The sequence below is a fragment of the Plesiocystis pacifica SIR-1 genome (assembly GCF_000170895.1).
GTDB lineage: Bacteria > Myxococcota_A > Polyangia > Nannocystales > Nannocystaceae > Plesiocystis > Plesiocystis pacifica.
In genome coordinates this window covers 97,399-112,419 of record NZ_ABCS01000012.1, presented here as the reverse complement: position 1 = coordinate 112,419, position 15,021 = coordinate 97,399, and the positions used below count along the sequence as shown (strand labels likewise).

At 67.1% G+C, this 15,021-nt stretch carries 10 protein-coding genes; all 10 read right to left on the bottom strand.

All coding sequences use genetic code 11. The annotated features are described in order from the left end of the window. Nucleotide 1: 1 nt before the first annotated feature. The 10 genes from PPSIR1_RS08535 to PPSIR1_RS08495 all read right to left on the bottom strand — a co-directional run bounded on the left by PPSIR1_RS08535 (nucleotide 2) and on the right by PPSIR1_RS08495 (nucleotide 15,014). Entirely contained in the window at nucleotides 2–1,387 is a 1,386-nt protein-coding gene (locus PPSIR1_RS08535) for a hypothetical protein (RefSeq protein ID WP_006970623.1), read from the bottom strand. Nucleotides 1,388–1,522: 135 nt separating this feature from the next. Continuing rightward, nucleotides 1,523–2,206, bottom strand: a complete 684-nt coding sequence (locus PPSIR1_RS47555) for a hypothetical protein (RefSeq protein ID WP_157595332.1) — start codon at nucleotides 2,204–2,206, stop codon at nucleotides 1,523–1,525. Between the two features lie 227 nt (nucleotides 2,207–2,433). Next, on the bottom strand, nucleotides 2,434–4,449 hold the full coding sequence (locus PPSIR1_RS08525) for an AgmX/PglI C-terminal domain-containing protein (RefSeq protein WP_006970621.1): 2,016 nt from the start codon (nucleotides 4,447–4,449) through the stop codon (nucleotides 2,434–2,436). 311 nt (nucleotides 4,450–4,760) lie between these two features. Further along, nucleotides 4,761–5,207 carry a biopolymer transporter ExbD gene (locus PPSIR1_RS08520; protein ID WP_157595331.1) on the bottom strand — a complete coding sequence of 149 codons (447 nt, stop codon included), beginning with the start codon at nucleotides 5,205–5,207 and terminating at the stop codon, nucleotides 4,761–4,763. A 107-nt stretch (nucleotides 5,208–5,314) separates the two neighbouring features. Then, nucleotides 5,315–5,893 (bottom strand): ExbD/TolR family protein, encoded by a 579-nt coding sequence (locus PPSIR1_RS08515; protein ID WP_006970619.1) that lies wholly within the window; start codon nucleotides 5,891–5,893, stop codon nucleotides 5,315–5,317. Between the two features lie 138 nt (nucleotides 5,894–6,031). Then, entirely contained in the window at nucleotides 6,032–6,664 is a 633-nt protein-coding gene (locus tag PPSIR1_RS08510) for a MotA/TolQ/ExbB proton channel family protein (protein ID WP_045115635.1), read from the bottom strand. 136 nt (nucleotides 6,665–6,800) lie between these two features. Further along, a complete protein-coding gene (locus PPSIR1_RS47550) occupies nucleotides 6,801–7,124 on the bottom strand; it encodes a hypothetical protein (protein WP_157595330.1) in 324 nt (107 codons plus the stop codon). A gap of 506 nt (nucleotides 7,125–7,630) precedes the next feature. Beyond that, a complete protein-coding gene (locus PPSIR1_RS08505; RefSeq protein WP_006970617.1) occupies nucleotides 7,631–9,067 on the bottom strand; it encodes a tetratricopeptide repeat protein in 1,437 nt (478 codons plus the stop codon). After that, nucleotides 9,064–12,576: a tetratricopeptide repeat protein gene (locus PPSIR1_RS08500; protein ID WP_086001145.1), complete on the bottom strand. Its 3,513-nt coding sequence runs from the start codon at nucleotides 12,574–12,576 to the stop codon at nucleotides 9,064–9,066. The genes PPSIR1_RS08505 and PPSIR1_RS08500 overlap by 4 nt, the downstream gene beginning before the upstream one ends. Then, nucleotides 12,573–15,014 carry a tetratricopeptide repeat protein gene (locus PPSIR1_RS08495; RefSeq protein WP_157595329.1) on the bottom strand — a complete coding sequence of 814 codons (2,442 nt, stop codon included), beginning with the start codon at nucleotides 15,012–15,014 and terminating at the stop codon, nucleotides 12,573–12,575. The genes PPSIR1_RS08500 and PPSIR1_RS08495 overlap by 4 nt, the downstream gene beginning before the upstream one ends. Nucleotides 15,015–15,021: the final 7 nt, after the last annotated feature.

Genomic DNA, 15,021 nt, shown 5'->3' with positions numbered 1-15,021 from the left:
CTCAGTACCTCACCGCGCCGAACACCATCAGCAGGCTCCGGTTGAAGCGGCCGGCCTGGGTGAAGCCGTTGGAGTAGGTCACCTGGAAGTCGGTCAGGTCGGCCCCGAGGGCGTAGCGGCCTCCGACGACGAAGTACTTGCCGAGGGCCTGCTCGAGCTGGACGTTGAGGCTGATCAGCGTGTCGCGGCGGACGAAGCCGTCGGCCGCGACGTAGCTGGTGATGTCCTGGGTGTCCTCGCCGGGGATCGGCAGGCCCGCGTAGCGCCGCCCGTAGACCCCAAAGCCCGCGTCCAGGCGCATGTTCCACTTGAACACGTGGCCGGCCGAGAGCGAGCCGCCGATGTCGGTGTAGTAGTTGCCCCACAGCGAGTCGTTGAACTCGCGACCGAGGCGCAGGCCGATCTGGGTCTTCGAGCTCGGGAACCAGCCCAGCGCCACGTAGCCGATGAAGCTGTCGAAGTCCGGGCCGCTGCGGTCTTGCTTGTACAGACCAAAGCCCGCGCCCGCGAAGGCGTCGAGCACCACCTTGTCGCCGAGCTGGCCCGAGAAGCCGCCCAGGACCCGGTGCGCGTGGGAGTCCTCGTTGCGCCCGACGCCCAGGTCGGTGCAGCAAAAGTAGTAGGTGTAGTGGTAGTCGTAGCGAATCGCGAAGGCCGTGCGATCGCGGAGGCGGTACTTGGTCTCGGTCTCGAGGCCGTTGACCAGGCGGTTCGAGCGGAAGAAGTCGCCGTTCTCGAACACCAGCAGCTGGTTGCGGTAGCCGACGTCGAGGCTGAAGCGGCCGCCGCTGGGGCGCAGGATGAAGTGCAGCTTGGCCGAGTTGCTGATGCGGTTGAAGTTGAACTCGCGCGCGGCCTGGAAGTTGGTCGGCTCGCCGAGGCGGTACAGGTCGTTTTGGATGCCGACGGAGAAGTGCCGACCCGGGGCGAACATGGTCCGCAGGTTGAGGCCGATGTTGAACTTGCTCGCCTGCCAGACCGTGGGCTGGCCGGACATGTACAGGCGCCAGCCGGTGATGACCCCGAGGTAGTAGTCGGCCTTGCGCCCGCTGGCCTTGGGCGGCGTGTCGAGCACGCCCGCGCGCAGCTGCCGGTTGCCGATCGACAGCCAGGCCGAGGGCAAGCCGTAGGCCGCGCGCACCGGCGAGCTCGCCCGGGACTCGGAGAACACGTTGGAGTCGAAGCCGATGGCCAAGGCCGCGCCGCCGTGGAAGGTCGAGTTCTTGCCGACCTTCCTGCCGGGGCCATCGGCGACTCGAGGCACCTGCGTCGCCGGGTTGCCGACCGCGCCCTGGGGCGCGCCGGCGTGGGCGCGACCCGGCGCGGCGACCATCACCAGCGCGACCATCGACACCATCACCGCGAGCACCAGCAGCCGCAGGGCCACGCCAGTTGGGCGTGAGCGGCGGGGTCCCGCGGGCGCGGGAAGCTGGGGCGACGCGATCAAGGTGAGCGATTCACACCCCAAAATCGGGGCGAGTGCAAAGACACGGCAAAGAGCAGGCCAGGTCCTGGCTCGCGCTCACTCGATGGGGCTCGCCGCGGGCGGCCAGCCGCCGTCGACGGGCGGGGGAACGGGGCTTTGGCCCAGGCCGAGGCTCGGGGCCGCCATGGGCACCGTGTTCGGCTCGTCCGACTCGTTCCGGGTGATGTCGATCTCGTCCTCGGGCCCGGTCTGACCCGCGCACTCCTTGGCCTCCTCGACCAACTTGTCGATGCGCGAGGCCGCGGCGTCGAGCTTCTCGAGGGCGAAGCCCCGAGCCTGCTCACTCGTGTTGGGGTCACGGATGACCAGCATCTCGCTGGTCCCGAGCTCCATCACGTCGCCGGCGCGATCTTGCTTGTCGAGCACGCAGGTCGCGCGGACGAGGTCGTCGTCCGAGCGCGCCTCGACGGCGAGCTCACCCAGCGCCGACATGCCCGTCTCCATCTGCATGCGCAGGCCGCTCGCCTCCGCCGGCGTCGGCCCGAGGCTCGGCGCGCTGTCTGGAGTCAAGCCGGCCGCGGCCGCGGCGTCGCTCTCCGGCGCCGCCTCGGGATCGCCGAGCAGCGTGGGATCGACGTTCGGATCGGCCGTGTCCGGGCTCGGATCATCGGCTGAGGCTGGCTCACTCGCGGGGCCCTCGGCGTCTGCTGTGGGCTCCTCGGACGCTGGCGGTCCACCCCAAACGGTACGCGCGAGGCCAAGAGCAGCGACCAGTGCCAACGGAGCCGCGACCATCCAGGCGGTAGTGCGGGTCGAAGTGGAGCTGATGGAGTCGCGCATGGGTCCTCTGGATTTGAATGGCCGGGCGGCCGAGATCCTTTGCGAAATCTGAAGCGTGGGGGCCCTCTACGAGCATGCCCCCCGTCGGACCGAGGATCAACCGCGCCAGGGCCTCCCAGGCCACCTTTGCACGATGTACGGGCGCTCAGCTGCCCCGCAACTGCCCCTCAGCTGCCAGTAAAGTTGACCGAGAAGGTGACCTCGGAGGACTCCTCGGCACCCTCGGCGAAGAAGCGCCAGCCCTTGATCTTGCCCACGGTGCAGGTCCGGACCGAGCTGTCGCCCACGGTGTCCTGCTCGATGTCGACCTGCGTCACCCGCCCGGAGGGGTTGATGGTGATCGTGTACTCCATCTTGCCCTTGAGCTGCGGGTTCGAGCGCAGCGCCTTCTCGTAGCAGGCCTGGAGACCAGGCATGCGCCGACGGATCGTCGCCGACACGGCCTTCTTGTCGACGTCGCCGAACACGTCGCCGGTCTTGCTCTTGGCCTTGCCCCGGACCTTGCGCTCTTTCTTCTCGGTCTTGCCGACCTCGGCCGGGCCCTCGCCGGTCTGCAGGGCCTCGTTGGACGCGACGGTGCCCGTGGCGTCGATGCCACCGCCGCCGGCGACGAAGTCTCCGATCTCGCCGCCCTGGTACTCGCCCGTGGTCGTCATGCCCTGGGCGAAGAGGTCGCCGAGGTTGTTCTCCGTCGACTCGATCACGTCGAGGACGGTGCCCTCCCCCTCGCCGCCCCAGGTGCCGAGGACGCGGGCCACACCCACGCCGCGGGCCTCCTTGAAGGCCTTCTCCGACACGTTCTTGGGCTTCTCGAGGTTGTCCTCTTGCTTCTCTTCCTTGACCTCTTGCTTCTCTTCCTTGTCCTCTTGCTTGAGGGTGTCCTCCTGCTCCTCTTCGACCTCCTCGAGCTCCTCCTCTTCTTCGTAGAAAGAAGCGGGGATGCCCATCTCCTGGACGAAGCGCTCGTCGGGAGGCGGCGGAGTGCGGTCGGCGAACTTCGAGAACCAGACCAGGAGCACGAGGGCGATGAAGCCCACGCCGCCGAAGGCCGCGATGTCCAGGGTGGACATGCGCAGGTGCGCGAAGGGGTCGGCGTACTGCTGCGGGAAGGTCGGCAAGGCGGCAGCCCGGGCGGGCTTGGCCGTCTGGAACATGATCCGGGTCTGGCCGAGGAGCAGCTTGCCCTTGGCCTTGGGGCCCAGCTTCACGCGCAGGGTGCCGTCGGGCTGCCCAAAGCGCTTGCGCAGGGACTTGACCGAGGCCTTGTTCTTGCCGAGGACGAGCTTGCCCTTCGTCTCCGGCGGGATGTTGATGTAGTAGGTGCCCTCTTCGGCGACCCACTCGAACAGCTTGTGCTCTCGGGGGACGCGGCCGCCCTTGGGCTTGCGCTTGCGCTTGCGCGGGGGCTTCTCGGTGATGCCCATGGCCCCGATGACCAGGGGCACGATGCCGATGAGCGCGATGCCGAGGCCGAGGCCGCCCGTGCCGCCGTCGCCCTCCGCCTTGAAGGCCGACATGTCGCCGCGGGTCGTCTCCTCGGCGATCGGGGCGTCCGGGTCGTGCTTGCCGACCTCGTAGGCGAACAAGCCTCCGCCGCCGAGCACGAGGGCGACGCCCACTCCGAGCCAGATGGGCGCCTTCGCCCGGTAATCTCGAGGTTTCGCGTGGCCGTCGTAGACCGCGAGCACGCGCCGTTGGTGACGTCGGCGGCCACGCAGCATCGTCGTGCCCGCGACCACCAGGACCACCCCCAGCATGCCCACGCCGAGGAGCACCAAGGTCGCGCGTCGAGCTCGCCGCTTCTTCTTCTCGAGCTCTTTTTTGGTCAGGCCCGTGGCCGCGAGGAGCTCCTCGTCGGTCTGGTAGCTCGCCTCGACCTCCGCGGACTCGAGCACCACGTTGTCCGAGCTCGCGGCGTTGACCTTGACCGCGAACCAGCTGCCGATCAGCAGCATCAAGATCATGCCGAGGGCGATGAAGGCCAGCGGCATCGAGCGCGCGGTCTTCGGCCCCTCGGCCGCCGCGCCGTACTCGAGGGCCGAGCTCGGGCCGATCCCCAGACCGGTCTCCGAAGCCCGGCCAACGATGACGTCACCAGGCTCGGTCTGACGCAGCTCCTCACAAGACTCACCATCCACGATGACGGCGACGCGGAGGACCTTGTTGCTAGCTGAACCTGGCATCTGGGCTTGAAACTGGCGTTTTGGAGCCTGTTTAGGGCCAAACGCGCCGCTCATCGAGGAGCATAGCAGCCCGTTTGGGTGTCCCCAAACGGAGGGTACGGAGCCGGACGCGCGAGGCCCCGTACAGGAATGTCCGCGCGCGCCGGATCCTTCGCGCGGAGTCTTCTTGGAAGTACCTCGACGGTGGGCAACCGATCACCGAGGCCCGCAACCTCGGAGCTCCAGTGCTCCACTCCATGCCAAACGGGTCAAAAAACTAAAGGCCGATAGCGCTAGTTGCGCTACCGGCCCCTGGGGGTGAGCGGAAGTGCTCAGCCCTTTTGGATGATGCAGAAGGAGTACTCGGAGTACTCGAGTCGCCCAGCCGTGTACATCACGTCGACGATGGTCGAGAACTTGAGCGCCTCGTCGCCGATGAGGATGACGTGGCCCACCCACTCCTCGCCGCGGCCTTCGAAGATGGCCTTGGACTTCTCCGTCTCCTCTTCGAGCTTCTCGAACAGAGGGGCGATGATGTGGCCCTGGACCACGCTCGGGTCGAGCTCGCCCTCCTTGAGGACCGCGACTTGCTCTTCCTTGAAGATGAGCTCGCGCGAGGAGATGTAGATCGGGACGCCTTCCTTGATCGCCGCGTCCATCTTGGACATCGGGATCTTCTGCTCCGCGATCGGGGTGATGAGCACCGGGTCACTCGCGTAGGACTTGAGCAGGTAGACGACGATGATGGAAACGATGTCCATCAGGGACGTGAGTCCCATGTTCGCCTCTTCAAGCTCCTTGTCCCGGCGCTTGGCCCGCTTGAGTTCCTTCTTGATTTCGAAGAGTTCTTCGGGGGTCATTTTTATGCTCCCTTCCTAGAAGGATTTCAGCCGGCTCCGGCTTCGACGATGGGTTGGAAGAACAGGCACTCCTCGGGGAAGTCCTCACCCTCCTTGATGGTGAGGAGCTTGCAATCCGAGCCTCGGACCGAGTCCATCGTCGAGATCAACACCTGCATGGGGATGCTGTTCTCTGCCGAGATGGTCACGACCGTTTCATGCGAGTACTTCTCCTTGAGCTCTTTGGCCTTGGCCTCGAGCTTCCCGTAGTCGTACCGCTCATAGTCATCGATCGCGGCGCTGGGCTTGGCCAGCGGGATCGTGGGTTTCGAACTGTCCTGGGCCTTGCCAGCCTCGGCGCCCTCTTGCTGGGCGGCCGTGCTGACTCGGAACCCGTCCTCGAGGATGAAGACCTTGAACTTCAAGGGCTTCTCCTCTTTCTTCTCCTCTTCCTTCTTGTCAGAAGGAGCTGCCGCAAACTTCGGCGGAGACACGGCGATCGCCGCCATGCTCGCAACCTCCATGGCCAGCAGGAGAGCTGGGATGAGCAGGAACATGATGTTCATGACGGGAAGCACGTTTGCTTCCTCGACTTTGATCTCGTTCTTTTTCCTGTAGCGTGCCATGGCGTTGGTCCTCTACGAGAGTGGTTGACGAGCGTGGTGTGCCGGCGGCCGTGCCCCCAGAGAGTGGGGGTGTCGACCGCGGGTGGAGTTCCCTGCCCGCGGTCGACAGGCTTCGCAGCACTCGGCTCAGCCCATCATTCAGCTGTGGCGCACGCGGGCGGCGAGCAGGTTCTCCAGCTTGACCGAGTAGAGCTCGACCTCGTCGGAGATCTTCTTGGCCAGGTTGGAGATGAAGATGTGCGAGGCGAGCAGCGGGATGGCGACCATGAGACCGAAGCCGGTCGTGTTCATGGCGATACCAATGCCGCGAGCCAGAGCGGTGGAGCGCTGGTCGGCGGGAGCGTCGGCGACGGCGCGGAAGGCGTCCAACATACCGAAGATGGTGCCGAGCAGACCGAGGAGCGTCGCGATGTTCGCGATCGCGGCGATCATCGGGACGCGCTTGTTGATGGCGGGCCCGACCTCGAGCATCGACTCCTCGATGGCGGCCGAGATGTCGGCCTCGCTCTTGTTGGCGCGGGTGAGACCGGCCTTGACGACGCGAGCGAGAGCGGCCTTGTCGGCGGCGTTGCACAGCTTGATGGCGCGGTCGATGTTGTTCGCCATCACCAGCTTTTGAATCTGGTTGAAGAACTGCTGTCCGTTGATGTTGAAACGGAAGAACAGAAAGATGAAGCGCTCCACCATGACGGCGAGGCCAAGGATGGCGCTGAGGGCGATGGCGTGCATGAACACACCACCGTTGGCGTAGAATGTTGCGAAATCACCCATGACTGGTGTCCTCCTGGGGTGGGCTTTTGCCCGAGTGCTGCGAAGTCGCCCGAGGTGGGCTAGGTTGACAGTTCTGCGTGGGGTTGAACTTCAAGGTGGCTAGACGGCGGCGCACCATGCGCAGCCAGCCGGAGTATTAGAACAGAGGATCTTGGACGGACTCAAGTACCAATGGCGCGAACTGTGCATCCAGTCGCGCCCAGTCGTACTCGAGTGCTGAGCGCTTGAACACGAAGAATGCGCTCGGCTTTTCGAGTTTGCCTTCGACGTTGAATTCGTCGTCGAGAGAGATCCGCTTGCCGCCGCGCTCGAGCGTCTCGCCAGAGGCGCTCTCCGCGGTACTCGCTTCGGGATTTGGATCCTGTGCGAGAGCCGAGCAAGGAAGCAGCATCGTAGACAAAACTCCACCCACTGCCAAGACCGAAAAACCGCGCTTTCGTAGCAACACGACGTTATCCATGATTTGAACCCTGGTTCCTTCCCACTCGCTCGTTCATGCGAGCGAACTCATTGAGATCGCGCCAAAATGGCTCTTGGTGCTGCGCAATCGCCGATCTGGGCGAAGGCCGTGACGGCACCAGGGGTCCGAAGCGGTGGCTTCGTCGACCGAGCGTGCGTCAAGTTCCAAGAAATCTCGCATTTGGCAGCTTTTGGTGAACTGTGAAGGGTGTGGATGGTGTGGCTCGAGGCGGTCGTTGACCCGTCGGTCTTCGCAGAATGCGCAGCAGATGCTCAGTAGGGCGTCGAAAACGCTGTCTACGAAAGTTGGGGCATCTTAGATCGGACAGGGCCCGGAGGGATAGTACCGAGTGCAAGCCGTCCGTCACACCTGTGATTCACATTTAATGGGCGAATTATCACGTTGGCGGGGTTTTGGCGGCTAGCTTGCGCCTGACGGCATGGGCGAACGACTCCAATTCCTGGAGGATCTCACCAAAGTCAAAAAACTCCCGCCAGAGATCTCGCTCAGCCTCCCGGCTTTTGTGGCTTGGGTTTCTGGGCCTTGGGCTTTTGCGCTCCCGGCTTTTGCGCTCCCGGCTTTTGCGCCCCCGGCTTTTGCGGCTTGGCCGGCTGCTTGGGCTTGCTCGGCTGAGTCTTCGGCGGCTCGCTCTTGGGCGGCTCTTCCTTCGACGTGTCGGCCTTGGGCGGCTCTTCCTTCGGCGTGTCGGCCTTGGGCTCGTCGGCCTTGGGGGCGTCTTCGCCCTCGCCCTCTCCAGGCTTCTTCGCTTCCTCGGCCTCCTCGGCGGCCTTCTTGGCTTCACGCTGCTTGCGTTTCTCGTCGCGCTCGGCCTTGCGCTCGGCCGACTCGATCGCCTTGTTGGCGGCCTTGATGTAGAGGTCCGCCTGGGCCACCGAGACGAGCTCGTTACCCATCGCGTCGGTGGGGCCCGACTGCTTGGTGCTGCGCTCGAGCGAGCTCTTGCCCTGGCCGACCAGGCTCTTGTAGCGCTCGAAGGCCTTGATGCAGGCCTCGAGCTTGGCGATCTCGTCGAAGGTGCCGATCTGGTCGGCGTCGAGGTAGAGCACGCCGAGGTTGAACTGGACCTCGGCCCAGTCCGGGCGCAGCTTGGCGGCGCTGTTGAAGGCCAGCTCGGCCTCCGTCAGCTTGCCGTTGGCGCGCAGCGAGGCGCCGTGGTTGAGGTGCGCCTCGGCGAACTTGGGGTCGAGCTCGGCGGCGTAGGAAAAGCAAGACTCGGCGGTCTTCGGGTCCCCGCGCCACATGTACTGCACGCCGAGGTTGTTCCACGCAGAGGCGTTCTTGTCGTCGGTCTCGGCGGCGCTCTTGAACGAGCGGAAGGCGTCGACGCGCTTGCCCGCCTGCAGGTAGGCGAAGCCCATCAAGTTGTAGGCCTGGGACTTCTCCTCGGGGCTGAGCACCTTGGCGTCGACCTTGAGGATCGAGCCGGTCACGGACTGCACGAGCTCGTGCTTGCCCTGGCGGTAGAAGACCTCGGCGATGACCAGCATCGCCTCGACGTTCTGCTCGTGCTCGCGCAGGGCTCGGCGGGCCTCGGCCACGGCCTTGTCGCCCTGGTTGCTGCGCAGCAGCTGCTTGGCCTTGGCGCTGTGCTTGCGCGAGCGCGTCATCTTGGCCTTCTCTTGGTTGGGGTCGCGGTCCTGCGGATGGCTGACCGCCGGCTTGCCCCCCTCCCCGTCGATCTTCTTGGCCTCGACCTTCTCGTCGGCGACGTCCTTGGGCTCTTGCTGCTTGGCCTTCTTGGCGTCGGCCGGGCCCTTCTTCTCGGGCCCGTTGGTGTCGGCGACCTTCTTCTCCGGGGGCAGGTCGAGCTCCTCGGGCGCGTCGGTGCTCCGCTCACCGTCCTTGGCGCAGCCCGGCGCCGCCACGCTCACCCCACCCAGCAAAGCGACCAGGGTCCAGTTCGAGAGCCACGTCCGCGTCATCGTCGATCCTCCAGTTCCAGGGTCAGGGCGGGGTCCCGCAACAGCGGGTACTCGTCGGCCTTGTAGACGTTGAGGCGCTCGAGCGCGCGCGAGGTCCAGGCGTTGTTGACCCGGAACTCCTTGCTGCGCTTGACGCACTCCTCGTAGAGCAGGATGGCCTTTTGGATGAAGGGCTCCATCTGCTCGGCGATGGTGATCTTGTAGGCGTAGTAGGCCTCCGAGCCCTTGCGCAGCTGCTTGGGCACGGGCGCGTCGATGACCTTGCTGGCGATGGTCTCGAAGGCGTAGCCGCGGCGGTACATGGCCGCGAGCACCCAGTCGAAGGAGCGGTAGGAGAACACCTTGTCGTACTCGGTGGTCACCGCGACGAGGGCCTCGAACAATTTCTTGGCCTCCTTCTCGAGCGCCTTGCCGCTGGTCGACTTGAGCTTGAGCTTGAGCGCGCCCTCGAGCTGGTACTCGGCGAGGATGAACTGCGCCTCGGCGGGCAGCGCCGCCTCGGGCGTGCCCTTTTGCAGGCCGCGGGCGTCGAAGATCGAGATCGCGGCCTCGAGCTCGCGGATCGAGTCCTTGCGCTTTTTGTTGTCGCGGTAGAGCTTGCCCAGGCGCAGGTGCGCCTCGACCTCGCGCACGGCCTGGCCCTCGGCCCCGGCGAAGGCCTTGAGGTACTTCTTGTAGGCCGCGATGGTCTTGGAGTCGTTGCCGGCCTTCTCGAGCACCGTGGCGGCGTTGTAGTAGGCCTCGGCCTTCTCCTCGGTCGAGCCCGACTTGTCGGCGACCCGGTAGTAGAGCTTCGCGGACTTCTCGTAGTTTTGCAGGTTGTCCTGCAAGCCCGCGGCGTTGCGCATGGCCAGCAGGCGGTACTCGCTGTTGGAGTAGTCCCCGTCCGTGGCCAGGACCAGGTAGCTCTGCACGGCCTCCTCGAACTCGAAAAAGCGCGCGTGGTTGAAGCCCGTGCGCAGCAGCGCCTCGTCGGCGAACTCGCTGCACTTGTCGCCCTCTTTGAGCTTGGGCGAGTCGCAGGGCTTGTAGGTGGTGTAGATGCGCTCGTAGGTCTTGGTCGCGCTCTCGAAGCGGCCGATGTTCTCGTAGGCGACGGCGGCGTTGTTGAGGGCGTTGTCGGCGTTGGGGTCGTCCGGCGCCTCGTTGACCAGGGCGACGTAGCGGTCGGCCGCGGCCTCGAACTCGCCGGCCTCGAACAGCAAGGTCGCCTCCTGGAAGATGACCGCGTTGCCGATGCTGCGCAGCTTGCCGGCGAACTCGTTCTTCGCGTCGCCCGTGCCGCAGGCCTTGCCCTCGAGCATCTCGATGGTCTTGGACACGTTGGCCAGGTCGCCCTGGACGGTGTAGCCGTCGATCATCGCGTAGCCGGCGTTGATCGCCACGTCCTCGCCGCAGTGGCGATCGACGACGCGCTGGAAGCGGGTCCGGGCCTCGGCGAATTGGTTGTGGCGCTGGCTGATCTCGCCCGACTTGTACATGACCGTGGCCGCGTCCTCGGCGTCCGGGACGAGCTCGGAGTAGCGGTCGTAGGCGTCCTGGAGCGCCCGCGCCAGGGGCGGGATGTCCTGGGCCTCGTAGGGCCCGGCGTCCGGGTCCTTGGGCATGTCGGGCAGGGTGTACTTGCCCTCGGCCTCCTGGAGCTCGGCGTAGTTCTCGAGCGAGCTCATCACGCCCTCGGCCGCGTCGGCCTGCAGGCGGTTGTCGAGGTTCGAGTCGCGCACGACCGCGAACTGCTTGGCGGCGTCGAGGAACTGGTCCGAGTAGTAGAGCGAGTCGGCGAAGTTGAACCGGTACTCGTAGGAGCTCTGGGTGTTCGGGAAGCGCTCGAGGTAGGCGGCGTAGGCCCGCGCGGCGATCTCGTACTCGACCTTGGCCTCCTCGTCGCGGCCCTCCGAGCGCAGCTCCTGGGCCCGCGCCTGGTGGTCGACGGCGGTGGCCACGAGCGCGTCCTCGGCCAGCTTGAAGGCCTTCTCGATCGCGTCGGGGTCGGCCTCGTTGGCGTAGTACCAGCTCGTCCCGCGCAGGTAGTTGGTCGCCAGCTTGTCGCGGGCCTCGGTGACCTTCCGGTCCTCGCGCAGCAGCTTCCACGAGGCCATGACCTTGAACTGGATCTCTGGCGCGGCGGCGGCCAGGGGCCAGCGATCCAGGGCGAGCTCGTAGATCTCGATGGCGCCCTGGAACTCGGTCTCGTAGGCGAGCAAGTCCGCGTAGGCGGCGTAGAGCTCGGGCACGTGGGGCTCGGCCTTGCGCTCGGCGTAGTCCCGCTCGAGGCGCTTGAGCCCCGCGGGGCGATCGCGGCGGCCGTTCCCGTCCCAGTCGTCCTCGTTGTAGGTCTTGGCCATCCACTTGATGGCCTCGTCCCGGTAGTTGGGGATCTCGTCGTACTCGGGCGTGCCCTTGTAGGAGTCGAGGTAGAGGATGTACTCGTCGAGGCGCGCGATGGACCCGGCGAAGTCGCGCTTGAGGTAGAGGGTCAAGGCGATGCGGATCATCGACAGCGCGTAGAGCGAGCTGCCCGGCTTGCCCAGGGCCTGGGTGAAGGCCTCGAGCGCAGGGTCGAACTCGTCGACGTCGTAGTGCAGCTCGCCCACGCGCAGCCAGCTCTCGGCGGTGAACTGGCTCTCCTGGCGCAGCGGGGCGCAGCCCTCGTAGTCCCCGTCGCGGAAGCTCGTCGAGGGCACGATGTTGCTGAAGTCCGCGGCCGGGACGGCGTAGCGGTTGCTGCACGCGAGCGCCAGGAAGGCCTGGCGGCTCGGCTCGAAGTCCTCGCTCTCGTAGAGCAGCACGCCCATGCGGTAGAGCGCGGCGTCGTTGAGGCTGTAGTCGGGGAAGCGGGTGACGACCTCGCTGAGCAGCTCGATGGAGCGCTTGTAGTCGACGGTCGGCGAGGCCGGCGGATCGGGGACCTTCTCTTCGCCGTTTTGGCGCCGCTCCTCGAGGGCCATGAGCTGGGTCTGCCACGCGTCCTCTTGCCGCTGGTAACGCTCGAGGGAGGACTCGAAGTGCAGCTCCGCGAGGCGGAACATGATCTCGGGGGTCCACGCCGCGTCGTTGGGGTGGAGCTTCAAAAAGTCCTCGTAGCGGGTGATCGCCTTGCTGCGCAGCACTCGGGCCTGGGCGCGGTGCTCCTTGATCTGCGAGTCGTAGCCCTTCTCGAGCTCGGCGCGGCCCTTCTCGGCCTCGATGATCAGCTGGTCGACGAGGGTGTCCTCGGTCGCCGAGGCGGCGGCGTCGAAGCGCTTGAAGATCTCCTCGAGGTCCTCGATGGCGACGGCTTCGTCCTCGCTGCGCGGGCGCCGGGGCAGCGGGGCTTGCAAGCGGTTGGGGTCCCCGCCCCCTTCGACGACCCGCGCCACGCCCGAGCCGGGCTCGCCCCCGCGCCCGAGGGTCGCGGGATCGGGCGCGGCGCCCGAGGGCTTCGAGGCCTGGGCGACCACCGGGCTGAGCGCGACCACGGAGGCCACGGACAGGGCCAACAAAGAGCGAGCGCGGCGGTACACAGTCATCGGTTCCCGTCCTCCTGGAGGCCCTGGTCGAGGACGCGGTCGAGCTCGCGCAGGTCCCGGTCGCGGTGGGTCTCGAGCCGGCGAATCTCCTCGGACTCGACCTCCTGGATGGCCCAGGCGACGTCGAGCAGGCCGACCTCGGAGCGCGTCACCAAGTTGGCGAGCTCGCCGACCACGTCGCGGTAGCTCGCCTGCATCACGTCGCCGACGAGCTCGCGGGTCTCCCCGCGCTTGGCCTCGAGCTCTTCCTTGTAGGCGTCGAGGTTGACCCGCTCCTCGCGGAGGATCTGCATGGCCCGCCGCAGCCGGCGACCGGCGGCCGCGTCGAGGCGCTCGCGGCCCTCGACGATGCGCCCGCGCAGGCTGTTGGCCCGGTCCCAGACCTTCTTGGCCGCGGCGTCGGGGTTGGCCTCGAGCACCGCCGCGAAGGCCTGATCGAGGAACACCGAGTAGTCCTCGACGGCCGCGCGCTGGGCCTCGGCCCAGGGATCGGCGAAGCGGATCGCGGTCTGGGCCTTCTCGACCTCGGCCTCCATCTCGGCGACCTCGCGCTCGAGCCCCGCGACCTCGTCGCGCAGCTCCGCGGCCTGCTTGAGGAAGGCCTCGTGGTCGATGCGCTGGTCCTTGCGGGTCTCGTCGTAGTAGCGCTCGGTCGCGATCAGCTGGGCGCGCAGGGCCTGGACGGTCAGGTCGAGCTGGTGGATCTCCTCGGCCCGGCTGCGCAGGCCCCCGGAGGTGTCGTCGCGGGAGCTGCCGTCGCCCAGCGGGTTGGTCACGCGCTTGGCCAGGGCCTTGCGCTGGGACTCGATCTCGACGAGCCCGGCCCCGCCGACCTTGGCCGTCGAGCGGAACAGCAATTTTTCCTTGAGATCGAGGATCTCGAGGTCCGAGGAGTCGAGCGAGCTCAGGTGCGCGCCCAGGTCCGTGAACAAGCGGGCGCGCTCTTTGGCCTCGACGGCCTCTTCCATGCGCGCGAGCAGGGCCCGGGTCTCGAACAGCATCGCGTCGACCTCGCCGACCTCGTTGACCAGGTCGACGGTCTGCGTGGCCCGGGGCAGGGTCTGGGCGACGGCCGCGGCCTCGACGGGCATGACGGCGCCGAGGCTGAAGTGCTCCATGTCCTCGGACGCGACGGCCGAGAAGTAGCTGGCCGCGTCGCCCTTGGCCTCGAGCTGACGGCCGAGGCGCTTGGACAGCTCGTCGAACTCGCGGCGCAGGGCCAGGAACTCGCCCTCGGCCCCCTGCCAGTCGCGCATCTGGATCTTGACCTTGCCGCGCAGCTGCTTGATCTCGGGGACGATGGGGCTGTCCGGGTCGTAGACCAGCAGCAGGTCGAGGGCCTGCAGGGCCCGGTCGTGGGCGCCGGCGGCCAGCAGGGTCCAGGCCGTCTCGTACATCGCCTCGGGGAAGAAGGGCGAGTCCCTGGAGATGCGGCGGTAGGACTTGACCGCCAGCTCGGTCTCGCCTTGATCGTGGTGGATGCGGGCGAGGGCGAGGTTGGCCAGCTCGACGATGCGCTTGTCTCGCTCGCCCTTGGGGAAGGACTGGGTCAGCAGGCCAAAGCGGGTCAGGGCGTCGTCGATGTCGCCCTTGGCCAGGCTCGCGGTCGCGGCCATGTAGGCCGCGCGCACCCGCCACTGCGCCCCGACGCCGCCCGAAGACATGGGCACGTCGAGGGGCGAGACGCTGTCGAGGGAGGCCAGGGCCTGCTCCCACTCGCCGCGAAAGTAGAGCCAGCGGCCGTAGGCGTAGCGCAGCTCGAGTTCGCGCTCCTCGGGCGCGATGGCGCCCACGGCCACGCTGACGCGCAGGATGTCCGCCTCGTCGACGAGGCCCTCGGGCGGCTTGGCCTCGACGTCGATGCCGATCGCCTGCAAGCGCGCGCGGACCTCGGGGGTCGCGCTCAGGCCGGGGCGGCGGGCGAAGCCGTCCTCGCGCCGCGGCACGTGCAGGTCGAACATCCGCGCCATGGAGCGCTGGTGGTAGCGGCGGCCGTCCTCGCTCTGGTCGACGAGGTTGCCCTGGAAGCACTCGATGGCCCAGCGGTCCATGCTCAGCAGGACCAGGGCCTCGCCCAGGAAGTACAGGGCCTGGCTCGCGGCGAGGCTGTCGGGGTGGTTCTCGAGCACGTCGAGGAACACGATCGCGGCCCCTTCGACGTCGCGGTCGACGAGCATCAGCTGGCCGGCGACGACGCGCTTGGCCAGCTCCTCTTCGGTCTGCTCGGGGTCCTCGTTGGCCGCGGTCTCGGCCGCGACGATCACCGACTCGATGTCGGCGATGCGCTGGACCGCGTCGTCGATGTCGAAGGTCGAGCGCCGCGGGGCGGCCTCGGCCGGGGCCGGAGCCGAGACCACGCCGCCGAGCAGCAGCGCCGCCGCCAGCGACGCGCCGACGAGCCGTCGACGACTCTCACGCCTGTGAAGCTGTGCGCCCATGGCCGCG

Excerpts from the sequence above, each read along its gene's own strand:
- PPSIR1_RS47550 (WP_157595330.1), bottom strand. The coding sequence starts at position 7,124 with ATGGATAACGTCGTGTTGCTACGAAAGCGCGGTTTTTCGGTCTTGGCA.
- PPSIR1_RS08520 (WP_157595331.1), bottom strand. The coding sequence starts at position 5,207 with ATGGGACTCACGTCCCTGATGGACATCGTTTCCATCATCGTCGTCTAC.
- PPSIR1_RS08525 (WP_006970621.1), bottom strand. The coding sequence starts at position 4,449 with ATGCCAGGTTCAGCTAGCAACAAGGTCCTCCGCGTCGCCGTCATCGTG.
- PPSIR1_RS08495 (WP_157595329.1), bottom strand. The coding sequence starts at position 15,014 with ATGGGCGCACAGCTTCACAGGCGTGAGAGTCGTCGACGGCTCGTCGGC.
- PPSIR1_RS08515 (WP_006970619.1), bottom strand. The coding sequence starts at position 5,893 with ATGGCACGCTACAGGAAAAAGAACGAGATCAAAGTCGAGGAAGCAAAC.
- PPSIR1_RS08500 (WP_086001145.1), bottom strand. The coding sequence starts at position 12,576 with ATGACTGTGTACCGCCGCGCTCGCTCTTTGTTGGCCCTGTCCGTGGCC.
- PPSIR1_RS08505 (WP_006970617.1), bottom strand. The coding sequence starts at position 9,067 with ATGACGCGGACGTGGCTCTCGAACTGGACCCTGGTCGCTTTGCTGGGT.
- PPSIR1_RS08510 (WP_045115635.1), bottom strand. The coding sequence starts at position 6,664 with ATGGGTGATTTCGCAACATTCTACGCCAACGGTGGTGTGTTCATGCAC.